This is a genomic window from Rathayibacter caricis DSM 15933 (genome assembly GCF_003044275.1).
Classification (GTDB): domain Bacteria; phylum Actinomycetota; class Actinomycetes; order Actinomycetales; family Microbacteriaceae; genus Rathayibacter; species Rathayibacter caricis.
On the sequence record NZ_PZPL01000001.1, the window covers coordinates 154,155 to 172,178 of the forward strand.

Below are 18,024 nucleotides of genomic sequence, written 5' to 3' on the forward strand. Positions count from 1 at the left end.
TCATCGGAAGGCACCCCGTGCGCGCGCTCGTCGTCGACGAATCCCAGTTCGGAACCACCCACCGCATCGCCGAAGCGATCGGCCGTGGCCTCGCCGAGACTCTCGACGTCGAGGTCGTCGACGTCAACGCCGCACTCCGCCTGGAGGGCGTCGACCTGCTCGTCGTCGGCGGCGCCGCACACGTCCGCGGACTCTCCTCACCCCGGGCTCCGCTCCATCACGGCTCCCCTGAGGGTCCTCGTCGACGCGCTCGCAGCGACATGGCCCGCGAGCGGCCGAGGGCATCGTCATGACAACACTCGTCGCCTGGGCCGGCACCACCGCCGCCCTCACCGCACTCGACTGGGCGATCTCGCGCGAATACCTGCTCGATCGCCATGTCATCCTCTGCCACGTCACCGCCCCCTCCGAGAAGCGCCCGACCCCTCACTCGGCACTCGTCGACCTCGCCGCAACCCTGCAGCGCGACCGTACGGGGATCCGCTTCACAGCCGAGCTCCTGCACGGCGACCCCGCCGAGCAACTCGAGCGCCGTTGCCAGGACGGCACCGTCCTCGTCGTCGGTACCGACGCGCGCAACGAGCACCCTCGCCGCTTCGAGCGCTCGCTCGGAATGGTGCTGACGCGACGCGGGACGATCGCCGTCGTCATCGTGCCGATCGACTCCAGCCACGGCGCCCCGGGAATCGTCATCGGGTACAACGGGTCCGCCGCCGCAGTGGCCGCACTGGCCTTCGCCGCTGACGAAGCCGACCGTCGGTCCGAGCCCCTCCGCATCGTGCAGAGCTGGCGTTTGCGCCCGATCGAGGAGGACGCGGCCGACTGCCCCGCCCATCGCATCGAGGAGAAGATCGACAGCCTCCGTCTCGACATCGCGCAGGTCGTCGCGTCTGTGCGCACAGAGCACCCCGCACTCGCCGTAGACCTCCGGTTCGCGCACGGCGAGACCGTCCAGAGCCTCCTCGCTGCGGCCGGCGGCACCAGCCTCCTCGTCCTCGGCTCCGACGACCCCTCCCGCACCAGCACCCGCGAGAGCATCGATCACGCTGTGGTGATGCGGATGCACACCGCACTCGCCGTCATCCCCGCCGGCTTCGCCGAGCTCGTCGCTCGCGGCGACGCGTCACCCGAAGCGACTCGCTCGCGGCGAGCGCCTCTGCCGTGATTCTCGTCGGCGCCCCCACCCCACCGTCACCGCGCGCTGACAGACGCCACCGCGGCGAGGGCACCGACCAGGCGACGGGCCGCTGCCCTCGGCGGCTCCTCTCTCGATGCCCAGGTGCACGGCGAGAGCATCGTGCTCGGTCGACGCGGACGCCGCTACCGGTCTGTCGCGCGCTGAGGCCTCCCGCCCCGGAGGAATCCGCGAGTTCCGCGCGCGGAACCCCGAGAGGCGGATGGTTCACTGGAGGGATGATCGATCGTGACGCCCACCTCGCCGATTTCGCCGACTTCCTGACCGCGTCCCCCTCCTCCTTCCACGCCGCGGCCGAGACCGCCCGCCGCCTGGGCGACGCCGGCTTCATCGGCCTCGACGAGACGCAGGCGTGGCCCGACGCCCCCGGACGCTACTTCGTCGTCCGCGACGGCGCGGTCATCGCCTGGCACGTCCCCGACGCGGCGACCGCCGTCACGCCGTTCCGCATCCTCGGCGCGCACACCGACTCCCCCGGCTTCACGCTCAAGCCGAACCCCACGATCGGCTCCGAGGGCTGGCTGCAGGCCGGCGTCGAGATCTACGGCGGACCGCTGCTCAACTCCTGGCTCGACCGCGAGCTCGAGCTCGCCGGCCGTGTCGTGACCCGCGACGGGAGGGAGCTGCTGGTCCGCACGGGTCCGCTCCTGCGCATCCCGCAGCTCGCCATCCACCTCGACCGCGAGCAGAACGACGGACTCACCCTCGACCGGCAGAAGCACACCGTCCCCGTGTTCGGCCTCGGCGACGCGTCCGAGGTCGACCTGCTCGACCTCCTCGCCGCAGAGGCGGGACTCGCCGACGCGTCCGACATCGCCGGCTACGACCTGGTGACCGCCGACACGCAGGAGCCGCGCCGCTTCGGCCTCGACGGCACGCTCTTCGCGGCGGGGCGGATGGACGACCTCAGCTCGGTCCACGCCGGTCTCGTCGCCCTGCTCGCGGCGAGCGCCACCGCCGCACCGCCCGCTCGGATCACCGTCCTCGCCGCCTTCGACCACGAGGAGCTCGGCTCCGCGAGCCGCTCCGGAGCGAGCGGCCCGTTCCTCGAGGACGTGCTGACCCGCATCGGAGCCGCCCTCGGCGCCGGTGTCGACGAGCGCGTGCGGGCGATCGCCGCCTCCTGGTGCCTGTCGGCCGACGCCGGTCACTCCGTGCACCCCAACCGCGCCGAGAAGCACGACCCGGTGAACCGCCCCGTCGCCGGCCGCGGCCCGCTGCTCAAGATCAACGCGTCGCAGCGCTACGCGACGGATGCGCGCGGAACGGCGCTCTGGTCCCGCCTCTGCGCGGAGGCCGGAGTCGAGTACCAGGAGTTCGTCTCGAACAACTCCGTCCCGTGCGGCTCGACCATCGGCCCCCTCACCGCGACGCGCCTCGGCATCTCGACCCTCGACGTGGGCGTTCCGCTGCTCTCGATGCACTCCGCCCGCGAGCTCGCGCACGTCGACGACCTCGTCGCGCTCACCCGCGCCGTCGAGGCCTTCTTCACCTCGGAGGAGTGACCGCCGCGTCACCGGGAATCCCGCTGCGCGCCGCGCGGTTGTCCCCCGCATGTCCTCGCACCTGCTCATCGTCCACGGCTACCGCGCCTCGGTCCGCGCCCACTGGTTCCCGTGGCTCGAGCGCGAGGCCGAGTCGCTCGGCGCGACGGTGACGCGCGTCGTCCTGCCCGACGCGATGGCTCCGGATGCGGCCGCCTGGCGCTCAAGCGTCGCGGAGGCACTGGGAGCCGCCCGCGGGCCGGGCCGCCTGGTCGTGGTCGCGCACAGCCTCGGCTGCGTGACCGCCCTGCGCGCCATCGCCGCCACCGGGACTCGCGTCGACGCCGCGGTACTGGTGTCGGGCTTCGTCGAGCCTCTGCCCGCCCTGCCCGCACTGGACGCGTTCCTCGGTGAGGACCCCGGAGCCGTGATCGCCGAGGCGGGCCCGCATCTCGGCGCCGTGCACGTCGTCCGCTCCGACGACGACCCGTTCGTCCCGGCCACCGCGACGGACGCCCTGGCGTCGGCACTCGGCGCCCCGGTCGACGTCGTCCCCGGCGGCCGCCACTTCCTCGCGTCCGAGGGCTTCACCGAGCTGCCGGTCGTCGGCCGCCTCGTGCGCTCCCTCCTCTGACGCCCCCCTTGCTGGTCGAGTAGCCCCGCAGGGGCGTATCGAGACCCACCCACTCCGTACATCGCCGATCTCGATACGCGCGCTCCGCGCGCTACTCGATCAGCAAGCACAGCGCACCCGCCTCACCTGCTGCTGGTCGAGTAGCCCCGCAGGGGCGTATCGAGACCCACCCACTCCAGACATCGCGGATCTCGATACGCGCGCTCCGCGCGCTACTCGATCAGCAAGCACAGCGCACCCGCCTCACCTGCTGCTGGTCGAGTAGCCCCGCAGGGGCGTATCGAGACCCACCTACTCCAGACACCGCCGATCTCGATACGCGCGCTCCGCGCGCTACTCGATCAGCAAGCACAGCGCACCCGCCTCACCTGCTGCTGGTCGAGTAGCCCCGCAGGGGCGTATCGAGACCCACGTCACCAGCAGCCCCGACAGCGCACGCCCCCTCAGAACCGCGCCGCCACCTCGTACAGCACCTCGTCGTCGCCCGCGTACAGCCCGTCGGCCCGGGGCCAGTGCGAGATCACGTCCGTGAATCCGAGCTCCCCCGCCCGCCCGGCCATCTCCTCGAAGAGGTCGACGCTCGACAGCGAGTAGTGCGGCCCGGAGTCGAGTGACAGGTGCCGCTCGATCGACCGCGGATCGCGCCCCGCCGCGTCCAGCGCGTCGTCGAGCCGCCCGCTCAGCGCGGCCACCGCCGACCACCACTCCTCGCTCGTCGTGCTCTCGGGCCCGGTGGTCACCCAGCCCTGCCCGCGCTCCGCGACGAGCGCGAGACCCTTCGGGCCGTTGGCCGCGAGCACGAAGGGCACGCGCGGACGCTGCGCCGGCTCGCCGACCATCCGGGCCCCGCGGGCCGTGAACCAGTCGCCCTCGATGTCGATCCCGCCCGAGCCCGGCTCCTCGTGCCGGAGCAGCACGTCCAGCGCCGTCACGAACTCCACGTAGCGCTCGTGCCGCTGCCGGGCCGCGTAAGCGGGCTGCCCGAGCACCGACGCGTCGAAGCCCGTCCCTCCCGAGCCCACGCCCAGCACGAAGCGCCCGCCGGCGATGTCGTCGACCGTCGCGACGTCCTTCGCGAACGGCACCGGATGCCGGAAGTTCGGCGACGCGACGAAGGTGCCGAGCCGGATCGTCTCGGTGACGAGCGCCGCCGCGGTGAGCGTGGGGATCGTCGCGTGCCACACCTGGTCGGCGAGCGAGCGCCACGACAGGTGGTCGTAGGTCCAGGCGTGATCGAAGCCGAGCCCCTCCGCCGACTGCCACTTGCGGCGGGCGGTGGTCCAGGTCTCCTGCGGGAGGATGACGATGCCGTGGCGCATCGTCCCAGCGTAGGGTCAGGCCCCCGCCTGCGTCGCCAGGATGTCGTCCCACTCCTCCGCGCGCTCCCAGCGGAAGCCGTGGCGCTCGTAGAGCCGCCGGGCGGGGCTGAGCTTCAGCACGTCGATCCGGAACGGCAGCCCCGCCCGGGCCTCCTCCGTCATCACGTGCCGCAGCACAGCGGAGCCGGTGCCCCGGCCCTGCGCGGACGTCGCGAGGTAGAAGTGCTCGATCCAGACCGCGTCGTCCTCGACGCGCGAGGCGATGCAGCCGACGTCGACGCCGTCGACCACGATCACCCGGGTGCGCTCGGGCACGAATCCGTCGAGGAACCGGTGCCGCACGCGGTGCTCGTCGTAGCGGTCGAGCCGCTCGAGGTCGGGCCGCATCACGACGGCGCGGAGCTCCGCGATCCACTCCGCGTCGTCGGCGGTCGCCGCCCGCAGACTCCAGTCAGCGGCCACGGGGCTTCCGCGTGCGCCGCACGACGGCCTTCGCCGGGCCCGGACGTGCGGGCTTCTTCTTCCCGCCGCCCGCCTTCTCCGCCTTCTCGCGCGCCTCGCGGGCCTTGGCCTTCGCCGCCTTCGCGCGCGACTCGACCTTCGGCGTCGCGGCCGTGCCGCGCGTCGTGTTCGAGCTGCGGCCGCGGACCACGCCGATGAAGTCCTCGACGTCGTCCGTCTTCTCCTCCGTGACCCAGGCCAGGCGCACCGCGGTCGGCGCGACTCCTGAGACCGGCACCGCCCGCACGTCCTTGCGGCTGTGCACGCGGGCGACGGCCTGCGGCACGATCAGCACGCCCACGCCCGCGGCGACCTGCTCGACGGCGTCGTCGAGTCCGGACATCCTCGGCAGCGGTCGCCGCGAGCCGTCGGCGATCTCCACCGCGACGGCCGCCCACTCCGGCACCGCCGACGGCTCCTGCAGCAGGTGCTCGTCGGCCAGGTCGGCGACGTCGACCGACTCCGCGTCGGCGAAGGCGTGCTCGCGGCCGAGCACCACGACCGGCTGCTCGTCGTAGAGGTGGATGGCGCTGAGGAGGGAGGAGTCGACGTCGCCGCGGACGAACGCCACCTGCGCGCGGCCGTCGAGCAGCGCGCGCGGCGTCTCGTCCTCGTCGAGCGCCAGCACGCGAAGCGGCAGGTCCGCGCGGCGGTCGCCCCAGATGCGCGTCCACTTCGTCGGGGTGACCCCGGGCGCGAGGGCGACCGAGAAGACCGGGCCGGCCGGCTCGTCCGCGTCCGCAGCGTCCGTCGCAGCCGTGTCGGTCTCAGCGGCGTCCGCCTCAGCAGCGTCCGTCTCGTCCCCCTCGACCGCAGCCTCGTCCAGGCGCTCCGTCCCGACGACGTCGGCGTCCTGCTGCGGGGTGTCCGGCTCGTCGCTCATCCGTCCAGGGTAGGCGCTGTGCGCGCGACGGTAGGGTTGCCGCATGGCCAAGGCGACACAGACGATGAAGGCTGCGACCGCGGCGAAGAAGCTCCAGATCTTCCTGCCCGCGACTCCGGAGGAGTTCCAGGAGTCGGCGATCACGCGCGAGCAGTACGACGAGCTCGTCGCGAACCCGCCCGCGTGGCTCGTGGAGCTGCGCGAGAACGGCCCGCACCCCCGTCCCGTCATCGCCTCGCGGCTGAACGTCTCGATCTCGGGGCTCGCCCGCGGCGGCCTCACCGAGGCGCTCACGACCGACGAGATCCAGGCCCTCCTCGACGAGGTGCCCGAGTGGCTCCGCGTCGAGCAGAACCGCTACGCCGAGGTGCGCCGCGAGCAGGCCCGCCTGAAGTCCGAGCGCGCCGCCAAGGCCGCCGAGTAGCCTCCCCGACCCCGGTCCGTCCCTCTACTGGTTCGAGAACGCCGCGTCGAACGATGCCGTCGGCGTCTTCCAGAGCAGCGAGCGGATGAACCCCACGGCCTCCGCCGCCCCGTGCAGTCGGTCCATCCCCGCGTCCTCCCACTCGATCGAGATCGGGCCGGAGTAGCCGATCGCCTCGAGCGCCCGGAACGCGTCCTCCCACGGCACGTCCCCGTGTCCGGTCGAGACGAAGTCCCAGCCGCGCCGCGGGTCGCCCCACGGCAGGTGCGAGCCGAGCACGCCCGCGCGGCCGTTCTGCGGACGCATCCGCGTGTCCTTGCAGTCGACGTGGTGGATCCGGTCCTTGAAGTCCCAGAGGAACCCGACCGGGTCGATGTTCTGCCACATCATGTGCGACGGGTCCCAGTTGAAGCCGAACGACTTCCGGTGGTCGATCGCCTCGAGCGTCCGCACGCTCGACCAGTAGTCGTAGGCGATCTCGGACGGGTGCACCTCGTGGGCGAACACGACGCCCTGGGCGTCGAACTCGTCCAGGATCGGGTTCCAGCGCGTCGCGAAGTCCTGGTACCCCTCCTCGATGACCGAGGCCGGCACCGGCGGGAACTGCGCCACGTACGGCCAGATCTTCGACCCCGTGAAGCCGACGACCACGTCCACCCCGAGCTTGCGGGCGACGCGGGCCGAGCGCTTCATGTCCTCGGCCGCCCGCTGCCGCACGCCCTCAGGGTCGCCGTCGCCCCAGGTGTAGTCCCGGACGAGGGCCTTGTGGCGGAAGTCGATCGGGTCGTCGCAGACGGCCTGGCCGGTGAGGTGGTTCGAGATCGCGAAGACCTCGAGTCCGTGGCGGTCCAGGATCTCGCGCCGCGACGCGACGTACGAGTCGTCCTCGTCGGCGCGCCGGAGGTCGAGGTGGTCGCCCGACGCCGCGATCTCGAGGCCGTCGTAGCCCCACTCGGAGGCCAGGCGCGCCACCTCCTCGAAGGGCAGATCCGCCCACTGGCCCGTGAACAGGGTCACCGGGTGCGTGGCGGCGTAGGTCTTCTCGCTCATGGCGCTGTCTCCTTCGACAGGGGTGTCAGACGACAGGGGTGTCAGAGCGCGCCGGGCACGGTGACCCAGGCGCCGGAGTCGGCCGCGTCGAGCACGGCCTGGGTGATGCGGGCGGCGCGGAGTCCGTCGTCGAACGTCGGCAGACCCTCGACCTCGGCTCCGGCGATCGCAGCGTAGGTGTCGCGGGCGAACGCGGCGAACGCGTCCTGATAGCCCATCGGATGCCCGCTGGGCACGATCGAGAGGCGGGCCGCGTCGGGAGCGAGGATCGCGCCGTCGCGCGGCACGAGCACCGCGCTGTCGCGGCGCCCGACCCAGAGTGTCTCGGGCAGCTCCTGCTCGAAGCGCAGCGACTCCTCGAGTCCCGACACCTCCAGCACGAGCTCGTTCCGGTGCCCGGCGGTGACCTGCGAGACGAGCAGGGTGCCGACGGCGCCACCCGCCAGACGGACGATCGCCCCGGCCACGTCCTCGGTCTCGACCGCGCGGCCGCCCCGCTCGGCGTGGATCGTGCTCGTGATCGCCGCGAGAGCCTCGATCCGCTCGCCCGTCACGAACTCGAGCAGGTCGACCAGGTGCGAGCCGATGTCGCCGAAGGCGCGCGAGCGCCCGCCGGCGGCCGGATCCACGCGCCAATTGTCCTCGGACGCGCCCAGCAGCCAGTCCTGCAGGTAGCTGCCGCGCACCGTGACCAGTCGACCGGTCTCTCCTGCAACGACCCGGGCGCGCGCCTCGCGCACCATCGGGTGGAACCGGTAGGCGAACGGCACCGTCGCGACGATCCCCGCGGCGGACGCGGCGCTGGCGAGCGACTCCGCCTCGGCCACCGTCGCGGCCAGCGGCTTCTCGCAGACCACGTGCTTCCCCGCTGCGATCGCAGCCAGGGCGAGCTCGGCGTGCGACGCGTTGGGCGTGCAGACGTGGATCACGTCGATGTCGTCGTCCTCGATCAGCGCCCGCGCGTCGGCGTAAGCGCGCTCGAAGCCGAGCTCGCCCGCCGCCTTCTCGCCCTTCTCCGGGCTGGAGGAGGCGACGCCGGCCAGGACCGCGCCGGCGCTCCGGGCCGCCCGGCTGTGCACGGCGGCCATGAACCCGCCGCCGAGCACGCCGACGCGCAGGGCTCCGCCCATCAGACCAGGGTCGCTTCGCTCGGGTCCCAGTCCTCGGGGACCGCCGGGCGCGGCGCGACGGTGCTCTCGACGAGCACCTTCTCGCCCGTCTCGGCCGCCTCGAGGAGCGACAGCATCACGTCGGTGACGTGGTACGCGAGGTCGCCGGACGCCGCCTCGGGCCGATCGGCCCGGATCGCCCGGGCGAGCTCGAGCACCCCGGTGCCGCGCGAGAACGTCGAGCCGGTGGCCGTGATGACCTCCGGCTCCTTCTCGCCGCGGCGGTACAGGGTGACCTCGCCGTCGTGCATGTTGGGGTCCGGCAGCACGAGCGTGCCCTCGGAGCCGTTGATCTCGACGAAGCCCATCCGCTGCATGCTCGACTCGAAGCTCCAGACGCCCTGCGCCGAGGCGCCGGACTCGAAGCGGAGCAGTCCGCCGATGTGCGTCGGGATCGTGACCGGGAACTCGGTCCCCTCGCGCGGGCCGGAGCCGACGACGCGGGTGGTGCGCGCCTGCGAGGACACCGCGGTGACGCTCTCGACCGGGCCGAGGTTCTGCACGAGGGTCGTGATGTAGTACGGCCCCATGTCCAGCAGCGGGCCGCCGCCGGGCGCGAAGAAGAACTCGGGGTTCGGGTGCCAGCCCTCGGGGCCGGGGCCCTGGAACAACGTGATGGCCGAGAGGGGCGTGCCGATGGCTCCGCTCTCGATGACCCGCTGCGCGGTCTGCAGGCCCGCGCCGAGGAAGGTGTCCGGTGCCGTCGCGACGCGCAGCCCCTTCTCCTTCGCCAGCGCCAGCAGCTCGACGCCGCTGTCGCGGTCGAGCGAGAAGGGCTTCTCGGTCCAGACGTGCTTGCCGGCCTCGAGAGCCCGGCGCGCGACCTCGACGTGCGCGGCCGGGATCGTCAGATTGACGACGATCTCGATGCCGGGGTGCGCGAGCAGCTCCTCGACGGTGCCCGATCCCGGGACACCGAACGCCTCGGCCTGGGCCTTCGCGCGCTCGAGGTCGATGTCGGCCACGAAGAGCACCTCGAGGTCGGGGAAGACCGTGAGGTTGGTGAGGTACTGCGTGCTGATGTTCCCGGCGCCGATGACGCCGACGCCGACGCGTCCCGCGCCGCTCATGCGGAGAGCTCCGAGACGTAGGAGAAGCCGGTGGTCAGGCCCTCGAAGATGTCGCCCGCGTAGGCGTCGAACTCGAGCACGGGGAGCGCCTGCGGGGCGGCGGCGAGGATCGACGGGATGTCCATCGCGCCCTTCCCGGCCGGAAGCTGCTCCTGCGTGTCGCTCGAGACCGGGCCGTCCTTGATGTGGAGGAAGCGGACCTTGTCGCCGAGGCGGCCGAGCACCGCGGCGGGGTCGTCGCCGCCGACCGCGGCCCAGTAGGTGTCCAGCTCGAGCACGATCCGGTCGTCGAGCAGGCTCGCGAGGTGCTCGAAGGCGCTGAGGCCGTCCACGCGGTTCTCGAACTCGAACGCGTGGTTGTGGTAGCCGAGGGTGAGCCCGCGCGAGGCGGCGGAGTCGACGAGCGCGTTGAGCTCGTCGGCGATCGTCTTCACGTCGTCGGCGGTGGTCCAGCGGGTCGGGTCCACGTGCGGATCGATCACGGTCTGCACGCCGAGCGACGCGGCGATGTCGAGGATCTCGTCGACGGAGGTGCCCTCCTGCGGTCCGAGGAGGCGCGCGTGGGCGCTGGGTGCCGTCAGGCCGCTGGCGGGCAGCGCCGAGCGGTAGCCCTCCGCGAGGTCGACGAACGAGAAGAGCTCGACCTTCGTGAAGCCGATGCCGGCGAGGCGGTCGAGGGTGGCGGGCAGGTCGGCGGCGAGCGGCTCGCGGACCGAGTAGAGCTGGACGGAGAGGTCTGTGGATGTGGCCACCGGGGGTGCTCCTGATCGACGTCGAACGTGGGTGCTCCGAACCCTACGCGGACTTTTGACCGGCAACAAGCAGAACTTCGCGACTCCGCAGGAGAAGTCGGTTGCGTCGCCAGCAGAAGGCCCGGTGCTGTGGTTGACTTCCGCCATGCCGACCCGCCGCCGCTCCGCCACGAGCGCGCAGGGCGAGCTGCTCCTCCTCCTCTCCGACGGAGACGCCCGCACCCGCGCCGACGTGGTCGCCGAGACCGGGCTCCCCCGCGCGGCGGTCTCGGCCCAGCTCGACCTGCTGGCCGCCACCGGCCTCGTCGTCCGGCGCGACGACGCCCCCTCCTCCGGCGGCCGCCCCGCCGCCCGCATCGCCTTCGACCCGAGCGCCCGCAGCCTGCTGGCGATCGACCTCGGGGCCGCGCACGCGACCATCGCCCTCACCGACCTCGACGGCGTCGTCCTGGCCGAGAGACGCGAGGCGATCGCGATCGCCGACGGACCGCTCGCCGTCCTGGGCCACGCACTCGACACCGCCGCCGCCCTGCTCGCCGGGGCCCCGCCGCGGGCCCGCTCGCCGGCGTCGGCGTCGGCGTCCCCGGGCCGGTCGAGCACGCCACCGGCCGCCCGGTGAAGCCGCCGATCATGCCCGGCTGGGACCGCTTCGACATCCCCGCCTTCGTCGCGCGCACCCTGCCCGTGCCCGTGCTCGTCGACAACGACGTGAACCTCCTGGCCCTGGGCGAGCACGCCGACCACTACGCCGGCGTCGACGACCTCCTCTACGTGAAGGTGTCCACCGGCATCGGCGCCGGCATCGTCAGCGGAGGCGCGCTGCAGCGCGGCGCCCTGGGCGCGGCCGGCGATCTCGGGCACGTGCAGGTGCCGGGCGATCACGGCGACGCCGACCTCGAGGCGATCGCGAGCGGCTCCGCGATCGCCCGCCGGCTGGGCGGCGACGTGAGCAGCACCTCCGACGTCGTGCGGCTGCTGAACGCGGGCGACCCGACGGCCGTCGAGCTGACCCGGGCCGCCGGCCGCGACATCGGCGAGGTGCTCGCCACCTGCGTGAACCTGCTCAACCCCTCGGTCATCGTCATCGGCGGCAGCATCGCGGAGGCGAGCCACGAGGTCCTCGCGGGCGTCCGGGAGGTCGTCTACCGCCGCTCCCTCCCCCTGGCCACCCGCTCCCTCGACATCGTGCAGGCCTCCGGCGACCGCGGCGGCGGCGTCCGCGGCGCCGCCCTGATGGTGCGTCGGCACCTCCTCTCCCCCGCGGTCGTCGACTCCTTCCTCGCGGCCTCCTGACCTGCACCCGCAGTCCTCCGGATCCTGCGAGATCTCGCGCTCGGCGAACGCCGGAGCCCCGCGTGCCGATTCGGCAGCGCCTGGGAACGGGCGCAGAATGGATCGGTGCCCGATCTGCAGCTCACGTTCCCCTGGGAGACGCAGCCCGTCTTCCGGGAGGCCGAGCCGCCGCACCTGAAGCGCGTCGTCGCCCACTCCGGTGATCGCGTCGCCTGGCTGCGCGCCCGCTCCCGGGGCATCACGGCGACGGATGTGGCCCGCCTCTCCTCGGCCGCCGCGATCGACCGCGTCGCGCTCGACAAGCTCTACGGCAGCGGCTTCGGCGGCAACGCGTTCACCGACCACGGCCGGGCCCGCGAGCCCGAGATCGCCGCATGGGTGCACCGCGAGCACGAGATCGAACCCAGCAGCACCCTCTTCCACGCGAGCCAGGAGCGACGCCACCTCGCCACCCCCGACGGCATCGGCCTGCGCGAGGACGGCCGGCTGGAGCTCTGCGAGATCAAGACCACGACCAAGCCCTGGCGCAGCATCCCGCGCCACTACCTCCGGCAGGTCTTCTGGCAGCAGTACGTGCTCGGGGCCGAGCGCACGCTGGTCGTCTGGGAGCAGCACCGCGACTTCGTCCCGATCGACGCCGAGCCCGAGTTCCGCTGGGTCGACCGCGACGAGGACGAGATCCACGTCCTGGTCCGCCTCGCGGGCATGCTGATGGCCGAGCTGCACGAGAGAACCCGCGCGGGCGCGCGGTGACCGTCCTCCTCCTCCACGGCCTGGGCGGCGACCGCTCCCAGCCGCTGGGGCTGCTCCGTCCGGCGCTGCCCGCCGGAAGCGAGGTGATCGCGCCCGACGTCCGCGCGCACGGCGCCTCCGAGCTCCTGGGCTCGAGCGCCGACTTCTCGCTCGACTCCCTCGCCGACGAGGTCACCGAGCAGGTCGTCCGGGCCGGAGCCGCGCACAAGCCGCTCACGGTGCTCGGCATCTCGATGGGCGCGGCGATCGCCCTGCGCCTCGCCGCCCGGCGGTTCCTGCCGATCGACCGCGCCGTCTTCGTCCGTCCCGCGTTCACCTCGGAGCCCCTTCCCGAGAACCTCGCGGTGTTCCCCGTCCTCGCCCAGCTGCTGCACGACCACGGCGCCAAACGCGGCGAGCGGGTGTTCCGCGCGTCCGGGCTCTTCCACCGCGCTCAGGAGGAGTCGCCCGCGGGCGCCGAGGCGCTCGCGCAGCAGTTCCGCGCGCCGAAGGCCGAGGAGCGCGCCGTCCGCCTCGCCGAGATCCCGCGGAACGCGGCCTACCGCGACTCCACCGAGCTGGCGCAGGTCATCGCGCGGACGCTCGTGATCGCCGCCGAGCGCGATCCGGTGCACCCGGTCGCCGTCGCGGAGCAGTGGGCGAGAGGTCTTCCGGAGGCACGGCTCGAGCGGGTCCCGCCGCGGGACGACGGCCAGCAGCGGCAGACGGAGCTGCTGCGGGGACACGTCCGCGACTGGCTCGCGCAGAGCTGAGCTCCTCGCGCGCGAGCACCGCGCCCACGATCGCCAGCCACAGCAGGGCGATCCCGGTGGCGACGAACTCCAGCGTACCGCCCAGGCGCATCCACACCCGGAGGAGCGAGAGGATCGCGCCCGCGCCGGCGACCACCGCGACCGCGATCCCGGCGATCAGCGAGAGGCGGGCGACCGCCGGCCGCTCCCGCGCCGTGGCGAGCTGCAGCATCGCGACGCACGCCGACGCGAAGCCGAGCACGGCGGCGCTCGTGTGGATCAGGTCCTGCCAGCTGAAGCTCGGCCCGACCGGCAGCGGGCAGCCGGCCGTGCAGGTCACTTGCGAGGCGAGGGCGAAGCACGCCGACGCCAGCAGGAGGGCCAGCGCGGGCGGGAGAGCCGGCAGCAGCCGCGTGCGCACCGCGCGGGCGCCGATCGCGACGGCGGTGCCTCCCGCGGCGACCAGGAGCAGAGCGGCCTGCACGACCCCGGCGGTCGGCATGTCGGGGGCGCCCATCTCGCTGACGTAGACCCAGCGGGTGAGGCTCAGGCGCGCGCCCAGCAGCAGCGCCAGGCCGGCCAGGACGAGCACGGAACCGGCGATCAGCAGGGGGCCCTCGACTCGTCCACGCTGCATCCCCCCATGGTGCCAGACCGCGCCTCCGAGCCCGCCTCACCTCCCGTACGGGGGACCGAGAGCCAATCTTCTCGGGCGGGTGACACCGCCGTAACAGCCCGGACTCATTACCTCGATTGACTGAGCGCGGCGCTCGGAGACGGGGTCGGGGGACGCACGCCAGAGCGTCGCCCACCCCTGGAACCACCACCGGGGCCGGGACACAGGAAGGGCGATGATGCACAGCAGTGCGCTCGGACACGGCCTCACGATCGGCGAGATCCCGGAGGAGGTGGTCCTGCCCGACACCATGACGGCGGCGGTCATCGACGCGCCGGGCGACGCCTCGGTGCTGCACCTCGCGACGGTGCCGACCCCCACGGCCATCAACGCCGAGTTCACGGTCAAGGTGATCGCGGCCGGAGTGAATCCCCTCGACGTGAAGACTCGCGCGGGCCGCGGAGTCGCGTCGCAGATCACCTCCTACCCCGCGGTCCTCGGCCACGACTTCTCCGGCGTCGTCGTCTCGAGCCCGTACCCGGCGCACCCGCTGCGCCCCGGTGACGAGGTCTACGGCTTCGTGATGGTGCCCCGCTACTCGGGCTCCTACGCCCAGTACGTCAGCGTGCCCAGCGTCTCCGTCTCGCGGAAGCCCTCGACGCTGTCGCACGTCGAGGCGGCCGGCGTCCCGCTCGCCGCGCTCACCGCGTGGGGCATGGTCGTCGAGCTCGCCAAGGCGCACGAGGGCCAGCGGATCCTCATCCACGCCGGATCGGGCGGAGTGGGCCACTTCGCGGTGCAGTTCGCCGCCTACTTCGGCGCCTCCGTCATCGCGACCGGATCCACGCGCAACCTGCAGTGGCTTCGCGAGCTCGGCGCCTCCCAGGTCGTCGACCACACCGCCGAGCGCTTCGACGAGGTGCTCGCCGACGTCGACGTCGTGATCGACCTCGTCGGCAACGTGCACGACGACACCGGCTCCCGGTCGCTGAGCGTGCTGCGGCCCGGCGGACTGATCGTGAACGCGCCGACCGGCAGCTGGCCCGGGTTCTTCGAGGAGGCGGCCGCCGCGGGCGTGCGCGCCTCGACGTTCAAGGTCGCGCCCGACGGAGCGACGCTGGCCGTCGTCTCACGCCTGCTCGAGTCGGGCGACGTGCGCGTCTTCATCGACGGCGTCTTCCCGCTCGAGAAGGCGTCGGAGGCCCACGAGCAGCTCGAGACCGGCCACACGCGCGGCAAGATCGTCCTCACCGTCTGCGAGGGCTGACCCTCCCGGATCCTCCGCGAGCATCAGGGCAGCGGGCGCTCCAGCACGAAGTCGTCCTCATATCGGTCGCCGACGAGGAAGCGCTTCTCCCCCACCACCGCGAAGCCGTGCCGCGCGTAGAACCGCTGCGCGCGCTCGTTGAGCCGGTTCACTCCGAGCCACACCCCGGCGGCCCCGCTCCCCCGGGCGTCCTCGAGCGACTCCTCCATCAGCGCGGAGGCGACTCCGCTCCCGTGGCTGCCGGGCAGGACGTAGCACTTGCTCAGCTCGACGGTCGGTCGCAGGCGCACCGCGGCGGCCGCATCAGCGTCGCCCGGTTCGCCCCGCACGAGCATCGTGTAGCCGATCGCAGCCCCGGAGTCGTCCTCGGCGACGAACAGCGACCGGTCGGGATCCGCGAGGTAGCCCGCGAAGCGCTCCTCCGACAGCACCGTGCGAATGAACGCGGCCTTCGCCTCCTCGCTCGTGTGCGGCGGGCAGGCGAGCGGGAACGTCATCGCGGCCACCCGGGCGAGCTCGCGGGCATCGGACGCGACCGCCCGACGGATCACGGCACCGTCCGTCAGGCCCCTCGAGTGCGGGCCCACTCAGCCCCCGAAGATCTGCTTGCCGAAGACGATCACGACGATGCCGGCCGCGACCGCCACGGCGGCGAGGCCGAAGCACAGCACCGCGACGGCCCGCCCCCGAGCGGGCCGCCCCTCGACGGAACCGTCGGCGACGGCCGACGCGCGCACCCCCAGGGCGAACAGGGCGGGCAGCCCGGCGCCGAACAGCAGCCCGACGACGAGGACCTGCAGGACGGATCCGCCGATGGCGGCGAGGTCGATGCTCATCGCGAGCCCTCCACGGTGACGGGGCGGACGGGTTCGGGAACCGGCACGGCGGCCTCCCAGTCCTCGGTGACGTTGTCCGCGGTGATCGGAGAGCGGCGCGAGTGCAGCCACATCGCGGTCGCGGCGGCGACGAGAAGCACGAAGACGACCAGCACGCCGCCGAGTCCGCCCACCGTGTTCGCGAGCAGCCAGCAGAGCGCCCCCACGACGGCGGCGGCCGGGAGCGTGATGAACCAGGCGAGGACCATCCGGCCCGCCACCCGCCAGCGGACCGAGCCGCCGGGGAGCCCGAGGCCCGACCCCAGGATCGAGCCGGTCGCGACGTGCGTGGTCGACAGCGGCAGGCCGAGGTGGCTCGACGTCAGGATGATGGCGGCCGAGGAGGTGTCGGCCGCGAGTCCCTGCGGAGCCGTGATGTCGACGAGACCCTTGCCGAGCGTCCGGATGATGCGCCAGCCGCCGAGGTAGGTGCCGAGCGCGATCGCGACGGCGCACGACGCCTTGACCCAGAACGGCACGTCGCTCTCGGGAGTCGCCGCTCCGTAGGCGATGAGGGCGAGGAAGATGACGCCCATCGTCTTCTGCGCGTCGTTGGTGCCGTGCGCCAGTGAGATGAGCGAGGCGGAGCCGATCTGGCCGTAGCGGAACCGGCGCTCGGACGACTCGCGCGGCAGTGAGCGGGTGATCCGGGTGATGAGGCGCGTCCCCGTCGCCGCGACCAGCGAGGCGATCACCGGAGCGAGGAGCGCCGGTACGACGACCTTCGCCAGCACTCCGTCCCACTTCACGCCGTTCAGCCCAGCGACGAGACCCCAGACGAGCGCGGCGCCGATGAGGCCCCCGAAGAGAGCGTGCGAGGAGCTGGAGGGCAGGCCGAACAGCCACGTCGCGAGGTTCCAGATGATGCCGCCCACGAGTCCCGCGAAGACGATGAGCATCAGCTGCTCGCCCTGGGCGGCGCTGAGATCGACCACGTCGCCGCCGACGGTCTTCGCGACCTCGATCGAGAGGAACGCGCCCCCCAGGTTGAGGACCGCCGAGAGGGCGACCGCGCGCTTGGGCTTCAGTGCCCCCGTCGCGATCGACGACGCCATCGCGTTGCCGGTGTCGTGGAACCCGTTCGTGAAGTCGAAGGCGAGTGCGGTGGTGATCACCAGGATCAGGACGAGCAGTTCGGGCACGACGAACAGTGTGCGTCGCGCCCCGCGGCACGCCAAACGTCCGGGAGCCGCCGCGCCGTTCGTTCACCCGACGTTCACCTTCACGCGGTTGTCCCGGACATCGAGAACGAAGGAGGGGGCCCGCCGAAGCGGACCCCCTCCTGTCGGTGCTGCAGTGCAGCGACTCCGACTTACGCGAGGACGTTGACGTCCAGCGGGATGCCGGGGCCGAAGGTCGTCGAGACGGCGGCCTTCTGGATGTAGCGGCCCTTCGAGGAGGAGGGCTTGAGGCGGTTGATCTCGTCGAGAGCCGTCTTGAAGTTCTCCTGGAGCTGCTCCTCGGTGAACGCGGCCTTGCCGACGACGAGGTGCACGTTGGCGTGCTTGTCGACGCGGAACTCGATCTTTCCGCCCTTGATCTCGTTCACGGCCTTGGCCACGTCCGGGGTCACGGTGCCGGTCTTCGGGTTGGGCATGAGGCCGCGGGGGCCGAGCACCTTTCCGAGACGTCCGACCTGGCCCATGAGCTCCGGCGTCGAGACGGCGGAGTCGAACGCGACGTAACCGCCGGCGACCTTCTCGATGAGCTCGGCGCCGCCGACCTCGTCGGCGCCCGCGGCGATCGCAGCCTCAGCGGCCGGACCCGTCGCGAACACGATGACGCGGGCGGTCTTGCCCGTGCCGTGCGGCAGGATGACCGTGCCGCGGACCATCTGGTCGGCCTTGCGCGGGTCGACGCCCAGCTTCAGCGCGACCTCGACGGTGCTGTTGAACTTCGCGGAGCCGGTCTCGCGAGCGAGCGCGACGGCCTCCTCGGCGGTGTAGTACTTGCCCTCTTCGAGCTTGGCCGCGGCGGCCCGGTAGGCCTTCGACTTCTGTGCCATGTT

21 protein-coding genes and 1 pseudogene are annotated in these 18,024 nt (G+C 72.7%); 10 read left to right on the forward strand and 12 right to left on the reverse strand.

Translation table 11 applies throughout. The annotated features are described in order from the left end of the window. Positions 1–17: 17 nt before the first annotated feature. The 4 genes from C1I63_RS00695 to C1I63_RS00710 all read left to right on the forward strand — a co-directional run bounded on the left by C1I63_RS00695 (position 18) and on the right by C1I63_RS00710 (position 3,313). Positions 18–293 carry a hypothetical protein gene (locus C1I63_RS00695; protein WP_107573393.1) on the forward strand — a complete coding sequence of 92 codons (276 nt, stop codon included), beginning with the start codon at positions 18–20 and terminating at the stop codon, positions 291–293. Further along, positions 290–1,165, forward strand: a complete 876-nt coding sequence (locus C1I63_RS00700; RefSeq protein ID WP_107573394.1) for a universal stress protein — start codon at positions 290–292, stop codon at positions 1,163–1,165. Before C1I63_RS00695 ends, C1I63_RS00700 begins: the two co-directional genes overlap by 4 nt. A gap of 248 nt (positions 1,166–1,413) precedes the next feature. Beyond that, positions 1,414–2,700, forward strand: coding sequence for a M18 family aminopeptidase (locus tag C1I63_RS00705; protein WP_107573395.1), 1,287 nt, complete (start codon positions 1,414–1,416; stop codon positions 2,698–2,700). Positions 2,701–2,749: 49 nt separating this feature from the next. After that, positions 2,750–3,313 (forward strand): RBBP9/YdeN family alpha/beta hydrolase, encoded by a 564-nt coding sequence (locus C1I63_RS00710; RefSeq protein ID WP_107573396.1) that lies wholly within the window; start codon positions 2,750–2,752, stop codon positions 3,311–3,313. Between the two features lie 443 nt (positions 3,314–3,756). Here the strand turns inward: C1I63_RS00710 and C1I63_RS00715 are convergent, their stop codons facing one another. Genes C1I63_RS00715 through C1I63_RS00725 form a run of 3 tightly spaced genes read right to left on the reverse strand, consistent with a single transcriptional unit; the run spans position 3,757 to position 6,016 of the window. Further along, entirely contained in the window at positions 3,757–4,632 is an 876-nt protein-coding gene (locus tag C1I63_RS00715; protein ID WP_107573397.1) for an LLM class flavin-dependent oxidoreductase, read from the reverse strand. A 15-nt stretch (positions 4,633–4,647) separates the two neighbouring features. Continuing rightward, positions 4,648–5,094 (reverse strand): GNAT family N-acetyltransferase, encoded by a 447-nt coding sequence (locus C1I63_RS00720; RefSeq protein ID WP_244906937.1) that lies wholly within the window; start codon positions 5,092–5,094, stop codon positions 4,648–4,650. Next, positions 5,084–6,016: a LysR family transcriptional regulator substrate-binding protein gene (locus tag C1I63_RS00725; RefSeq protein ID WP_107573398.1), complete on the reverse strand. Its 933-nt coding sequence runs from the start codon at positions 6,014–6,016 to the stop codon at positions 5,084–5,086. Before C1I63_RS00725 ends, C1I63_RS00720 begins: the two co-directional genes overlap by 11 nt. Before the next feature lie 43 nt (positions 6,017–6,059). On the opposite strand from C1I63_RS00725, the gene C1I63_RS00730 reads away from it, so the two are divergent. Further along, positions 6,060–6,440: a DUF5997 family protein gene (locus C1I63_RS00730; RefSeq protein WP_055790667.1), complete on the forward strand. Its 381-nt coding sequence runs from the start codon at positions 6,060–6,062 to the stop codon at positions 6,438–6,440. A 24-nt stretch (positions 6,441–6,464) separates the two neighbouring features. Here the strand turns inward: C1I63_RS00730 and C1I63_RS00735 are convergent, their stop codons facing one another. The 4 genes from C1I63_RS00735 to C1I63_RS00750 are packed head-to-tail and all read right to left on the reverse strand — an operon-like array spanning position 6,465 to position 10,481. Then, positions 6,465–7,490 carry a sugar phosphate isomerase/epimerase family protein gene (locus tag C1I63_RS00735; RefSeq protein ID WP_170116279.1) on the reverse strand — a complete coding sequence of 342 codons (1,026 nt, stop codon included), beginning with the start codon at positions 7,488–7,490 and terminating at the stop codon, positions 6,465–6,467. Positions 7,491–7,531: 41 nt separating this feature from the next. Next, positions 7,532–8,620, reverse strand: a complete 1,089-nt coding sequence (locus C1I63_RS00740; RefSeq protein ID WP_107573399.1) for a Gfo/Idh/MocA family protein — start codon at positions 8,618–8,620, stop codon at positions 7,532–7,534. Then, a complete protein-coding gene (locus tag C1I63_RS00745; RefSeq protein WP_055790655.1) occupies positions 8,620–9,729 on the reverse strand; it encodes a Gfo/Idh/MocA family protein in 1,110 nt (369 codons plus the stop codon). Before C1I63_RS00745 ends, C1I63_RS00740 begins: the two co-directional genes overlap by 1 nt. Further along, positions 9,726–10,481 carry a sugar phosphate isomerase/epimerase family protein gene (locus tag C1I63_RS00750; RefSeq protein ID WP_244906938.1) on the reverse strand — a complete coding sequence of 252 codons (756 nt, stop codon included), beginning with the start codon at positions 10,479–10,481 and terminating at the stop codon, positions 9,726–9,728. Before C1I63_RS00750 ends, C1I63_RS00745 begins: the two co-directional genes overlap by 4 nt. Before the next feature lie 145 nt (positions 10,482–10,626). Between C1I63_RS00750 and C1I63_RS20310 the strand changes: the two genes are divergently transcribed. The 4 genes from C1I63_RS20310 (at position 10,627) to C1I63_RS20070 (ending at position 13,279) form a co-directional block, all read left to right on the forward strand. Next, positions 10,627–11,100, forward strand: coding sequence for a MarR family transcriptional regulator (locus tag C1I63_RS20310; protein ID WP_342353098.1), 474 nt, complete (start codon positions 10,627–10,629; stop codon positions 11,098–11,100). Continuing rightward, positions 11,097–11,774 carry an ROK family protein gene (locus C1I63_RS20315; RefSeq protein ID WP_342353099.1) on the forward strand — a complete coding sequence of 226 codons (678 nt, stop codon included), beginning with the start codon at positions 11,097–11,099 and terminating at the stop codon, positions 11,772–11,774. Before C1I63_RS20310 ends, C1I63_RS20315 begins: the two co-directional genes overlap by 4 nt. Positions 11,775–11,879: 105 nt before the next feature. Continuing rightward, positions 11,880–12,527 carry a YqaJ viral recombinase family protein gene (locus C1I63_RS19600; RefSeq protein ID WP_170116280.1) on the forward strand — a complete coding sequence of 216 codons (648 nt, stop codon included), beginning with the start codon at positions 11,880–11,882 and terminating at the stop codon, positions 12,525–12,527. After that, complete coding sequence (locus tag C1I63_RS20070) at positions 12,524–13,279, forward strand: alpha/beta fold hydrolase (RefSeq protein ID WP_244906939.1); 756 nt, start codon at positions 12,524–12,526, stop codon at positions 13,277–13,279. Before C1I63_RS19600 ends, C1I63_RS20070 begins: the two co-directional genes overlap by 4 nt. Positions 13,280–13,310: 31 nt before the next feature. Here the strand turns inward: C1I63_RS20070 and C1I63_RS00765 are convergent. Then, positions 13,311–13,895 (reverse strand): annotated as a pseudogene (locus tag C1I63_RS00765) (DUF998 domain-containing protein); the annotation flags it as partial. 217 nt (positions 13,896–14,112) lie between these two features. Between C1I63_RS00765 and C1I63_RS00770 the strand changes: the two are divergent. After that, a complete protein-coding gene (locus C1I63_RS00770; RefSeq protein WP_425326983.1) occupies positions 14,113–15,141 on the forward strand; it encodes an NADP-dependent oxidoreductase in 1,029 nt (342 codons plus the stop codon). Between the two features lie 23 nt (positions 15,142–15,164). Here C1I63_RS00770 and C1I63_RS00775 read toward each other — a convergent pair whose 3' ends face one another. The 4 genes from C1I63_RS00775 to rplA form a co-directional block, all read right to left on the reverse strand. Then, the gene (locus C1I63_RS00775) at positions 15,165–15,692 is read right to left on the reverse strand and encodes a GNAT family N-acetyltransferase (protein WP_342353100.1); all 528 of its coding nucleotides are present in this window, start codon (positions 15,690–15,692) and stop codon (positions 15,165–15,167) included. Positions 15,693–15,728: 36 nt separating this feature from the next. Continuing rightward, entirely contained in the window at positions 15,729–15,977 is a 249-nt protein-coding gene (locus C1I63_RS00780; RefSeq protein ID WP_107573401.1) for a hypothetical protein, read from the reverse strand. Continuing rightward, positions 15,974–17,158: an inorganic phosphate transporter gene (locus C1I63_RS00785; protein WP_244906940.1), complete on the reverse strand. Its 1,185-nt coding sequence runs from the start codon at positions 17,156–17,158 to the stop codon at positions 15,974–15,976. The genes C1I63_RS00780 and C1I63_RS00785 overlap by 4 nt, the downstream gene beginning before the upstream one ends. A gap of 170 nt (positions 17,159–17,328) precedes the next feature. Then, positions 17,329–18,021, reverse strand: coding sequence for a 50S ribosomal protein L1 (gene rplA / locus C1I63_RS00790; protein ID WP_055790630.1), 693 nt, complete (start codon positions 18,019–18,021; stop codon positions 17,329–17,331). Positions 18,022–18,024 lie beyond the last annotated feature (3 nt).

Coding starts and splice junctions, on each gene's coding strand:
- C1I63_RS00710 (WP_107573396.1), top strand. CDS start 2,750: ATGTCCTCGCACCTGCTCATCGTCCACGGCTACCGCGCCTCGGTCCGC.
- C1I63_RS20310 (WP_342353098.1), top strand. CDS start 10,627: ATGCCGACCCGCCGCCGCTCCGCCACGAGCGCGCAGGGCGAGCTGCTC.
- C1I63_RS00715 (WP_107573397.1), bottom strand. CDS start 4,632: ATGCGCCACGGCATCGTCATCCTCCCGCAGGAGACCTGGACCACCGCC.
- C1I63_RS00725 (WP_107573398.1), bottom strand. CDS start 6,016: ATGAGCGACGAGCCGGACACCCCGCAGCAGGACGCCGACGTCGTCGGG.
- C1I63_RS00770 (WP_425326983.1), top strand. CDS start 14,113: ATGCACAGCAGTGCGCTCGGACACGGCCTCACGATCGGCGAGATCCCG.
- C1I63_RS00740 (WP_107573399.1), bottom strand. CDS start 8,620: ATGGGCGGAGCCCTGCGCGTCGGCGTGCTCGGCGGCGGGTTCATGGCC.
- C1I63_RS00730 (WP_055790667.1), top strand. CDS start 6,060: ATGGCCAAGGCGACACAGACGATGAAGGCTGCGACCGCGGCGAAGAAG.
- C1I63_RS00705 (WP_107573395.1), top strand. CDS start 1,414: ATGATCGATCGTGACGCCCACCTCGCCGATTTCGCCGACTTCCTGACC.
- C1I63_RS00700 (WP_107573394.1), top strand. CDS start 290: ATGACAACACTCGTCGCCTGGGCCGGCACCACCGCCGCCCTCACCGCA.
- C1I63_RS00780 (WP_107573401.1), bottom strand. CDS start 15,977: ATGAGCATCGACCTCGCCGCCATCGGCGGATCCGTCCTGCAGGTCCTC.
- C1I63_RS00745 (WP_055790655.1), bottom strand. CDS start 9,729: ATGAGCGGCGCGGGACGCGTCGGCGTCGGCGTCATCGGCGCCGGGAAC.
- rplA (WP_055790630.1), bottom strand. CDS start 18,021: ATGGCACAGAAGTCGAAGGCCTACCGGGCCGCCGCGGCCAAGCTCGAA.
- C1I63_RS00735 (WP_170116279.1), bottom strand. CDS start 7,490: ATGAGCGAGAAGACCTACGCCGCCACGCACCCGGTGACCCTGTTCACG.